Here is an 11,541-nt window from a genome sequence, read left to right on the forward strand (position 1 = left end):
AATACGTCATAAATAAATGATTATAATCAATTTATTATCCGTTGGCTATATTTAACAATGGTTTTCAGTCGCTCTATAAAACCCATGACATTGAAATAAAAAGTGAGCTTCAATCATCCTTTATTAAATGGATTAATCAATTGTCAGAATCAGACAAAGTGAGACAAGCCTTTACTCAGGAAATTCAATTAAAATTCATGTTGATGTCCCGAGATTTTTTATTGCAGCAAATGAACCAGCCTGGCTTTTTGGCGAAACATGCTGTCATATTCTCACTCATAACAGGACTTATTGTAGCTGCTGCAATCGCGATAACAATCACACTGACTCTTGGTACCGCCTTTTTATGGAGCATAGGCTCTCTCACTTCAATAGGATTACTTCTTGCTGGTATTGGTACTTATCATCTTATCAACACATTAGATTTAATAACCTATAAACGAACCACAGAGAACAGGGCTCAGATTCAAAATGCAATTACCATGATCAATAATGAGTTCTTACGCCTGAAAAAGGAACTCATTCAAAGCAAGGAAACATCTGTAGAAGTAATTGAAAATACGCGTAATTTTAAACACTTAAATCAAAAATTTCTGTATGCCATTGATGGAGATAAAGTTGCGAGAGGTTCGGTATCTGGTTGGTTACGAGAATATGCATCTCGATATCGACACAGTAAAGCAAAACACAAACAGATAAGCTGATAAACTCAATCAATAAAAAAGAAACTCATTTTTTAAAACACTGGCTCTCTGGCACGCAATCGTATCTGTCAAAGCCCCACCATGCGGAAATAATTAAAGAATTTGAATTAATTCAAAAAATCAAAGAACAAGTATTAGTAGTAGTAAGCCGTATTAATTATATCCCTCCTGCTTTATTGAAGTTTTATTGTAACCCCACTACTAATGGAGGATTAGGAGGCAATGAGTCTGATTTTGCTCATATCAGGCGATTTGCTCCTGTAAATCCGAAGTCGGCAAATAATCCTTATCACTATTTATGTGACACAGCGCTTAACTTATTTAAACATTATGAACCCTTATATGCTTCTGATTTGATTTTTTTAGGTGATCAGGAATACCGCCAGATGCTGGGATTATCTCGTGGAGATTACGGAATATCTGTTACAGCTGAGAATATTGATCTCTATCTTGATAATTCCTATTCATTACTATTGTCTTTATGCAATAAAATAGCTCCTGGACTCGGGCTTGATCCCTTAAAACAATCCATAATAGTCAAAGACGAATTCGTCTTATATCGCATGCTCTTATTAAAACAGCTCGCATCGATGTCTCTTGCGGAAAATAAAGAGATAAGTACCGAGATCAAATTTAAAATAAGGCGCTTTATTAAAAATCGTTTTAACCTGGAAACAGAGGTTATTTTCGATGATCTGGCGAATCAACGCTTTTTATTAAACAATGCTGTTAAAACCTCGCAAAGTTATAGAAACAACGATCAATTTACCGTTACGGATGTCGCGCTGGATAATATAACCCAGGCAATTACCCTGGATGTTGCCTACAATTCGATTAATTTTAAGTTGATTGATGTATTAGATTATTATCTTGATGATTTTTTACATCATCGAGATGGCCAACCAGCAAAAGTATTTGCTTATGGCTCTTCAGAGCAAGAGTTAAATCCACAAGGAACGAAACAGTTTGCCAGGCTAATCATTCAGTATTGTGAGAATACCAGTAGTTTTTTAAACAAATCGCAACAGATTAAACCGTTAACGGCCACCAATATTCTTGATTGTTATAAATACAATATCAGCACTCAAGTATATCAAACTCAATTACGCATTATTAAAAATATAAAGGAACTGCACAAGCACCATCACTCCCAAGAAACAACTCAGCAGATAGACTTGTTACTTAATTCATTTCAAGAGTTAAGTGAATTTGCCAAAGTACATTGTTTTCCATTAAAAGGCACTTCATCTATTAATAAGTTGTTTCACCTCGTGCGCACCACTCGATACAAATCAGATAACTCCAAAGGCTGGATAATCCATGTTGATTCAGTTGACTCTCTTATTTATTTAATGAACACTGTTTCGGAACACATCCAAATATCAATCAATAAAAACAGATCACCCGCTTTATTTTTTCATCATAAAGCGTTAAGCCCAAATATTGATGAAGCACAGAGTATGGTGCAATTAAGATTATAACCACCCTCTCCCCCCGCCCTCTCCCGCGCATTAGTTATCGCTACATTAAAATCACTTCTTTCGCGGGCGAGGGAGCTTTTAAAGCAATGCACAGCCTCACCTCCCCAGCATACGAGATGAAGCACATAGTATGATGCAATTAAGCTTATAACCACCCTCTCCCGCGATTAGTTATCGCTACATTAACATCACTTCTTTCGCGGGCGAGGGAGCTTTTAAAGCAATGCACAGCCTCATCTCCCCAGCATACGAAAAGAAAGAGTACAACTAATTCACGGACAAGAGAGTGTTCGTGCAATGCATTGTGTATTGAGCTCCCTCTCCCGCGAACGAACAGGAATATGAAGCGGAACCCCTTCGCGGGAGAGGGTGGGGGAGAGGGTAAAGATTGGTGGATGATGAAGTATCAGCTCAGTAATCCAATAAAAGCAGCTGACCTAGAAACTATCTAGGTCGCCTTATTTTCAGGGCCGATATACATTCAACTAAACGAGTAAAAATGCAGGAAGCCCCTTAATAAATTAATGAAATTTGAATCCAGGTGTACTTTTCTCTTCAGAATGAATAACAGGAGTTCCCAGATTTCCACCAAAAAACCCTGCTCTGGCTGGGCGTTTCGCGACGAACTCTTCCAAGTGAGTTACGACATCAACAGGGCACTCCTTATCCATAACATGTTTAGCCGTCAGAGGATCCAACTGGTTAATTTCTTCAGCAAAATAAAACGTCGTTTCATTAAAATCCTCACTATCCAGGTTTTTGTGGCTAATGATGTAATAATTACTATTAGTCAGCCAATTAAGCGAAGATTTCACTCCGTTTACTGCCCCATACCATGCAGCAACAACGGCCTGAGTTACATCATGACATCCTTTCGTGAATGCATGCATCAGATTGGAGCCATTGGAACTCCACCACAGCGGTCTTAAAATATGAGATTTAACCCGTTGTAACACTTTGGTTATATGCTTAATCGACTCGGCACTAATTTCTCCTCCCGCGGCTAAACCTTGTGTTAAGCCATGAATGTAAAACCCTTTTCGAGAGAATCTACCAAAAAAACCATATTCAGATTTTATAATCATTTCAGATAACTGTGAGGATATTTTCCCTTCAAGTTTAGGTTTATGGTCACACCCTATAGAGCCCTTCCTATCCTGATCATTATAGTGACAATGACAATCCAACACTTCTTCGATTAAAGAAGTAATCGTATCCAACATTTTTTTTGCAGGCAGTTGATCAAAATCAAAATCTTGTCCCTCACCGGACAAGTACATGAACTCCTGTCTTAATGCTTCTTTATCTTTTGCTCTGATAATAGAGATAAAGCGCTGATAATGTTGTGCCTCAAAGTCTGGTTGCTCTTTGCCAAAAGCATCAAAAATTACGGTCAAGTCTTGTTCATTAAGAAATCCGGTGATGTTATCAATAATCTGAATAAATTTATTATTAAACAGAATCGGTAACATGGTCTCTGTAAGTAATTCAGAAATTGCAGATTTATCCAGATTGCGGCTAATGTTGCCCTCTACCTCACGAATAAACTCTTGAAAGGCATTTAATCGCCCATCTAAAGTGTCTACCTGGTGCAGCTGAGGAGCCATCGTTTTAATGAAGCCAAGAAGAGTCTCTTTATTCAAATGCTCAATACCATGCTGATGCATTTTTTCAACTAAAGAATTGATATTCCCTTCAATATGCAGCACGTCTGTCGCCAGTTTAAAATCATGGGCGTTAAACGAGTTTTTTAATAAATCCAGAAATAAGTCACTAGTTAAAACAGCGCTCAGATATAATTGCTCAAATTTGCTTTTTAATTGCTCAGAACATTCGTTAGCATGCTCTATAGGATTATGAATATCGTCTGCGCAATATTTATCTTGCTCAGGAAGCAATTGATTAATTAATGGCAAAAGCTCCTCATTAAGCTCATCTTCTTTTCCAGCCATTAATGACCTTAAAGAAGCCTCATTTTGAACCATAAAATTAAAGATTAATTCCGGTTCTCTTTTTAAGCCTAGGAATTGTGCTTTTTTAACATCTGACTTAATAAATGACGCCAAGAGAGGAAGTAACTGATTAAGACCAATCTGAACGAATCGTTCTTTCATTTCTGTAGATAACTTCAACAAAGGATTTTTTAGAATATCATTCCAGAGTTTTTGTGTTTGTTCTTTTACTTGAGTAGTCGCCTCGATAGAACTTAAATAATGAGTATTCAGATGCTGATTAAACAGATCCAACATTTCTTGTGGTGATGGCTGTACTGGTTCATCAGAGTTTTGCTTGTCAATTAATATTCTGGCTATTGTAATTAAAGCAACCTGATTATGGCGAATGTCATTTTTTAGGTTCAACCATTGGTCATAGGGCAGTAAGAGAGAAATTGAATCCAGAAATTCATCGCTGCGAAGCATATTGGCAATCACACCATCATAGAGATATTGAGGACTCAAACTCCATGATGCTGGAGACAAGAGTTTACCAAGCATAAAATCCTGGACATTAGTATTTTTGAGATCAAGAATTTGTTGGTTGATGGCTTCAGATGCCTTTTCAATTTCTTCATCCAGATTAATTTGTGCAGGCAACTCCCCTTCAATCAAATTAGAAAAAACAAAATGCGCTAATTGAGTGGCATTATCACTATCAAATGACAACAAAGCTGACGCATGCTGTTTAAGAAAATTCGTAATACGGACAGTATCAGATGCCTCAGAAAGCAAGCGTTCTCTAGACGCTAATGGATAGCAATTAACCAGCAAAGGCAGTAACCTAAACTGCATCATGCCAACCAATTGATCTACAGTACGCTCATTAAGATTTTGAACAAGATTCTCGCGTAATTCATTTTCCAGAGCACTCAGACTGTCCTGTATTGTAGTCCCTGTTTCGGCTAGGGATTTCAAGTCTTTTAATTTAAAAAAAGTCCTAAATTCATCAAACAGAGCTTCAGCAGCTAACTCTAATTCTCCACTCACCAATTTAGTCATACAATGATTTGCAAACAAGAACGCTTGTTTTTCTTTTTCCAGAATGCTTTTTACTGCAACCGCATCAGGATAAATTAAAAATGCTGACAATTTACTGGAAAAATCATTTTGTAAAAAATGAGTCAAACGAACAGTAAACGCAGACCTTAGTTCAGGGCTTTTGAGAAGCAGCGCATTCGGTTCATCACTGAACAACGCAAGCAATTGCTCCATTTTTTCCGGATAATTAACAATGTCGCTTAATTGCAAATCACCTAACCCAGGAATTTGATGGAAAAAACTCAGCAATGCAGTCTCGAATTGCTCAGGCTTGTGCGAAAAAAGATCCGCTAATAAAGGCAAATGAGAGTGTAAATAGTCAACGCCATGAGGAAATATTAACAGGGCATTAGCAACTTGCTCTTTCCTTGAGTCAACAACCAGGTTAAGCAGCAAAGGCTCAAGAACCAATTTGAGATGTGCTGTATAATCTGCTGCGGTGCCTTCTTTCAAATATTTGCTTATATTTTTGTTAACATGAGTTTTAAAACCGAGGCTCTTTTTCCCCATCCAGTTTTTAAACTCAAGTGCAGAAGACATGTTACTGATAATGCTTTTAAAGCTCTTTTTATTCAGTATCTTGATGTATACATCATCTGGATTTTTTTGCCCTGCATTGATTGGATTAACCTCTCTGGGACCAAACCATGAATGATAAAAAATCTTGAAATCAACCGGGATGCGGATAAAGGTATAATAACATTCCGCGATAAAATTCAATGTGTGACTGAGGGCGCGCAAGAAAAATGATAACCGATAAGGCTCATTGAGGTGCCTTAATTCATCATCGATTCCCTGCATTGCATAATGAACCACATCAGCGAGTTGGGCGCGACTCAGTTTAATCTGATGGCTGTTCTTATTATTAATGTCACGTAATGCAAGAGCAATAAACTTTAATACTTGGCGTTTTAGACGATCAGGATTAATTGTTTGATCGTCATCGAGATTGCTGTAAATCCAGGCAATAATTTGTTTACTGACCTGATTTCCCAATACAGCTACATATTGGTTGTTGTATTCTTTTTGTGCTTTAAATAATTCAGGATAGTAATCATTACTTTGTAAATGATCTAATTTAAATACCGTTTTTTGCCCTCGCCCCAAGCTATGAATGTACGCAGGCACAATAGTAGAATCCAAACCACGGTTTCGCCCTATCCCCTGGATTTGTGCATCAGGACTATTAGTATTGCTTAAAGTCTCTTCTGCAATGTTAATAACCGTATGCAGATTTCTGTCACTAAATCCTTCTGTTTTTTTATTACTGACGTAAACACCGACAAAGCCTAAACGAAAATAATTATCAGCAGTATCTTCACTGATATCCAAATAAGTTGGACTAAAAACAGATTCAGTAGAAGTATCATTTAATACTTCCAAAGAAGTATGTTTACGCTTCTTGGCATCTTTAACCAACACTCCGTCATAGTCATACATGCGATTAACATGCTGCTGTAATCCGGCAAAGGGTATGGATTCTGCAACTGGAGTTTCAGCATCCTTCATCCCCTGCATCACCCCCATCATTAAATAGCGCTTCGCATAATCTTCAAAGGCATAACGAAAATCCCAATCATCTCTTTTAATTTGCTCGATTAACCGACTATATAAAGGCCAATTATCGATAAAATCCGCCAAGTCCTTATTGTTTTCCTCAGCATCTATGTTGGATTGATTGTTTATCATTCGCTGCATGACCAAAGACAAATCGGCAAGTAACCCACCTATAATCTGGGCACCGTTTGCATCAATGTCTTTCGCAAGCTTTTGTTGATAATACAGTACAGTTCTTGGCTGGAAACGGCTGATGACTAATTGCTGGAACTCATTCATATTGAGTTTGCGTAAACGGTTATGCTCTATTTCATCAAGTCCTGTAATATCAGTCAGTACGTACTCAATTAAATTATGCAGCATAGTGTTTTTTACTTGTTGCGCCAGAGTCAAATCATGAGTAATACTCACCTGCTGCTCATCAGGCTTTAATGACGCGGTATACTTCTCTCTTTTATCTCTTAAATCGTCTTCAATTACAGCAACTTCCGCATCGGGCAAATGAAAAAAATTAGCAACATCAGCCCTATTTACCAAATTACCATTACGATAAACATCGCGCCGGCCGTAAGAGGAATTCTGTAGTACATTACAAAAATTAACCAAGGTTTCATTATCATCGATAATACATAACATTTTACGTGCTGCCGGAACCTGCATTCTCCAACGCGCAGAAGTCTCCCCTTCTTTATCAAAATGGTAATAAAGCAAATCATCGACCAGAGAGACTGCAGCTGAACTTTGTTCCTCTTGTATGGCATTGGTTAAACGAAGCAGCAAACCATTGAACATATTTTTCCAAAACTCAGCAGTCCAGAACTGCCAGGTCTTTAATTTATTTCTATCCGATATATTTCTCGCCTGAAAAGAAACCAAATTGGGAAATTGTCCTTGTCCTGCTTCCATTTTTTGACCACTGGACATGATTGCTACCGGCTTATTACCTGATAATTGATAAGTTTCCAAATTAGGGGTAGCGGTTAAAAACATGGAAAGTTTCTTTTTGGATAATTCAATCAAACGCATTCTGCGTCGTTCTGCTTTCATGATTAAATGCTGCTCATCAAACGCGAGAAACGTATGATTGGAATCAGCTTTATCAAGATCGTGATAATGTTTATCAAGGAGATGCTCACTAGAACCTATAATTATCGTTCCAGAGGTATTTTTTTCAGCCAACAACTTAAGGGCATCTTTAGCAGCAGGCTTATCTTCGTTTTCCCGTAGAATAAACATAGAATCAACAAATGAATCAGGTAATAAACGCTTTAAATCTCGTGCAAATTGCTTTGTCAATTTATCAGGAACGGCAAAGACGCCGTTGTGTCCGGAAAGTGACAAAGTCATCACCCAAAGTGCCTGAACATAGGTCTTACCTGTACCGGTAGCAAGAGCAACCAATAAATTACTGATATCGCCTTCTTGTTCAATTTTTTCAATAATATTATGCAGAGTAACCAGATGAGTTCTGTAGAGATCTATTTTTCCAGGCCCACCAATCACCAATTGATTATTGATTCGATTCGATAAAACCAGCTCCTCACTATCCTTTGGAATTTCGAGATTAAATTGTTGGCTGGCAAACAAGTTAAGCACTTCCTGATCCATATAACTATTTACTTTTTTTACTTCTACAGCACTTGTTGCCTCCATCGCCCTGAACAATTGCACGGAAAAATTATTGTCTGGTCCTGGAGTTAAAACCAGTTTGTAGTGAATGCCGTTTATAAGAAGAATCTGTGCGTAATTTTTATTCTTAAGAGCAAGCTGGCATAATTCAAAAATACTTTTGTTACCTGACTCTGTTGTGAAAGTTCTTGATTTAAAAAAATCCAGTGCAGTAAAAGCCAAATAAACGTCTTTGGCAGAATTAAGTAATTTTTTCTTACCAGCTGCGTGTAATTTCATAACCCAGTTCTACTCTCTCGAAAAAGATGACCAATATAATAACATAAAATCCTTAAATTGGCCTTGCTGAATCATTAAAAATCTTTATGACCATTTAATGGCAGTTTAATGTCTCGAATTGGGTAGAACAGTAATAAGTTTTGACAAAACTAATATGTTCCCAGTGATCCAAAAGAGTTGCTTTGAGAGTCGAGGAATAGAAAACATCAATTTATTCACCTACTCGCAATCTAACTCTTGGTGAGTGAAGCCCTAGGTAAACAGGACACTGTCATTAAGCTAAGAAAAGTACGTCATCCTGAGCCTGGCGAAGGATCTCCTGAATCCAGGGGATCCTTCGTCGCTAGCACCTCTGGATGACGGCCAAATACTAAACTTAATGGCAGAGGGTAAACAGGAGCCCCTATTATGAAGATTCAGGAGCAAATATTGGTTTCGAAACCTCTCCATCATTGCTCAGTAATACTGATTTAGCATGCTGATGATTAAATGATTTTTGCCAGGTTGAAATAATGATGGTTGCTATAGCATTGCCAACCATGTTGATGATGGCACGTCCTTCATTCAGGAATTTATCAATTCCAAGAACCAGAACGACTCCAGCAACAGGAATGTGGCCTATAGTAGCCAGAGAGCTCGCCAAGACAATAAATCCGCTTCCAGAAACTCCGGCAGCCCCTTTTGAACTGATTATCATCACCCCCAAAAGTGCCAGTTCCTGCCAAAGAGTTAATTCAGTATTCGTTGCCTGAGCAATAAACATTGCGGCCAGAGTTAAATAAATTGCAGTACCAGCCAGATTGAACGAATAGCCTAAAGGCAGTACCAATCCAACCACTGACTTATCGCATCCCAAGTGTTCGAGTTTCTCCATCAGGTTAGGAAGTACCGTCTCTGAAGAGGCCGTTGCCCACACAATAACTAATTCATCTTTTAAATAACGCAAAAAATGCCAAATATTGATCTTGCAATACACTTGTAAAATTGTTCCAAAAACAACCAGAATAAATAAAGCTGAAGTGAGGTAATAACACGCCAATAATCCAAAAAGATTAAACAATGGAGCCACCCCAAATTTGCCTACACTAAATGCTATCGCAGCAAAAGTTGCTATTGGCGCCATATACATGACCACATGAATGATTTTAAAAAACACATTGGAAAGTAACTGCATCCCATCGACCAGTTGTTTTCCAATAGATCCTGTTAAAATCAAACCAACTGAAAATAAAATAGCAACGAAGAGAACCTGCAACATTTCGCCATCAACAAACGCACTGACAAAGGTTCGAGGAATTATATTCATAAACAGATCGCTGGTACTGCTCATTGCATGTGATATACCTAAATATGAATTAGCCTCATTAATATTTAACGATGTGGCATCGATGTTCAATCCAACACCGGGTTTAAAATACTCCGCAGCGCCAAGCCCCAGAATTAATGCAAAGGTGGTAGTAATCATAAAAAAGAGCAAAGCTCCGCCAGCAAGTTTTCCAACCTGCCGCATATCATTCATTGCTGCAATGCCAGAAACAAGGGTAAGAAAAATAATAGGTGCGATGAGCATTTTAATTAGCTTGATAAACGCATCAGAAAGGACTTTAAACTGAACCGCTATATCTGGAAAAAAATATCCGAGGAGAATGCCGAAAAACACGCCAAGAAGAACTTGAACATACATTTTTTTAAGAAAATTCATTTATTACCCTCAGAGTCGTTTACCATGATATCAGCATGCGAAATCAAATCGTGAAGCTTAAAAAAATCCTTTTCTTAATATCAACGCCATTATTACATTATTTTTTTAATGAATACTAGTATCTCGTTTTCATTGAGTTTTTTGTATTACATTCATCTTAAATAATTTTTATCTATTTTACACACATTGAACCAGCTCATGAGCGTTAATAACAGGTCCCAGATATTGCTCGTCGTTTTTTGCAATCATTGAAAATCATTATAAAGGATAGGTGGTTTTCACAACATAGTGACTCAGGATGAGGCAGAAAAACTTATATTTCTGCTCCAGGAGGAAAAGAAAAACTTGGCTGGGCGAATCAAGGTATGCCCAGCAAGATTAGATGAAACGAAAGAGCATCAATTAATAATCATCAATCAAAACCAATCCGTTATTGTCGTTGCCGTTGCTGATATCACAACGCCATTCGACTACCAGTTGGGATTTATGGCTGACAGGATCAAAATAATCGATGCGTAAGTTTCCAGTATTAGACTCATCACCAAAAACGCTTAAGCGAGCAAAAACTTTCCAAAATACTCCGGGAGTGGATTGTTCGACAAGAGTGGTCATAGATGTGGTAACCGTGTCTCTGGTGCGACCATCTATTCTGGAGGTGTAATGCAAGAATTTGTTGAAATCAAAGCGAGTTGAAACGCCACTAATTGAGCTATTGATTTGTTCTTGAATTGTCGAATCGGTTGAATTAATTATCAGGCACCTCTCCAAATGAATGATTGCCCGTACATCTTCCCCATTATTTAATGCACTGACTAACTGAGCAAAATTAGTGATATAAACACCGCTAAGACTAATAGCATTTGCACTATTTACTATTAAAAGCAGCAATAAGACAGATACTGCATTAATCCATGCTTTCATAAAAAAGCCCCCTATTTCGGTGAGATATTATGATAGACTTCTTCACTTAAATGAGCACAATTCACTTTAAGTGTATTATCATATATCAATATTCGCCAGAAAATTTAATTTTATTCACTTAAACTTTCCCGCAACTTATTGAGAAGTTTAGGTTGTCCACACTCCAAGCACTTCATTAATGAAGGAAGGTTGACATTTCGCTAGTTTGAGCCAAAATGGGGTGATTATTGAGA

The 11,541-nt window shown here is 37.6% G+C and carries 5 protein-coding genes; 2 read left to right on the forward strand and 3 right to left on the reverse strand.

The annotated features are described in order from the left end of the window. Positions 1-140: 140 nt before the first annotated feature. Both Q0495_RS01760 and Q0495_RS01765 read left to right on the forward strand, forming a co-directional pair. On the forward strand, positions 141-704 hold the full coding sequence (locus Q0495_RS01760; RefSeq protein ID WP_298622419.1) for a hypothetical protein: 564 nt from the start codon (positions 141-143) through the stop codon (positions 702-704). Positions 705-880: 176 nt separating this feature from the next. Next, positions 881-2,185: a hypothetical protein gene (locus Q0495_RS01765; RefSeq protein ID WP_298622421.1), complete on the forward strand. Its 1,305-nt coding sequence runs from the start codon at positions 881-883 to the stop codon at positions 2,183-2,185. A 521-nt stretch (positions 2,186-2,706) separates the two neighbouring features. On the opposite strand, the gene Q0495_RS01770 is transcribed toward Q0495_RS01765, so the two are convergent. From Q0495_RS01770 to Q0495_RS01780, 3 genes are all read right to left on the reverse strand, one after another. Continuing rightward, entirely contained in the window at positions 2,707-8,685 is a 5,979-nt protein-coding gene (locus Q0495_RS01770; protein WP_298622423.1) for a DEAD/DEAH box helicase family protein, read from the reverse strand. A 406-nt stretch (positions 8,686-9,091) separates the two neighbouring features. Next, complete coding sequence (gene dctA, locus Q0495_RS01775) at positions 9,092-10,387, reverse strand: C4-dicarboxylate transporter DctA (RefSeq protein WP_298622425.1); 1,296 nt, start codon at positions 10,385-10,387, stop codon at positions 9,092-9,094. A gap of 402 nt (positions 10,388-10,789) precedes the next feature. Continuing rightward, complete coding sequence (locus Q0495_RS01780; protein ID WP_298622427.1) at positions 10,790-11,308, reverse strand: hypothetical protein; 519 nt, start codon at positions 11,306-11,308, stop codon at positions 10,790-10,792. Positions 11,309-11,541: the final 233 nt, after the last annotated feature.

This window comes from uncultured Legionella sp., assembly GCF_937871865.1.
In the GTDB taxonomy this organism is placed as follows: Bacteria; Pseudomonadota; Gammaproteobacteria; order Legionellales; family Legionellaceae; genus Legionella.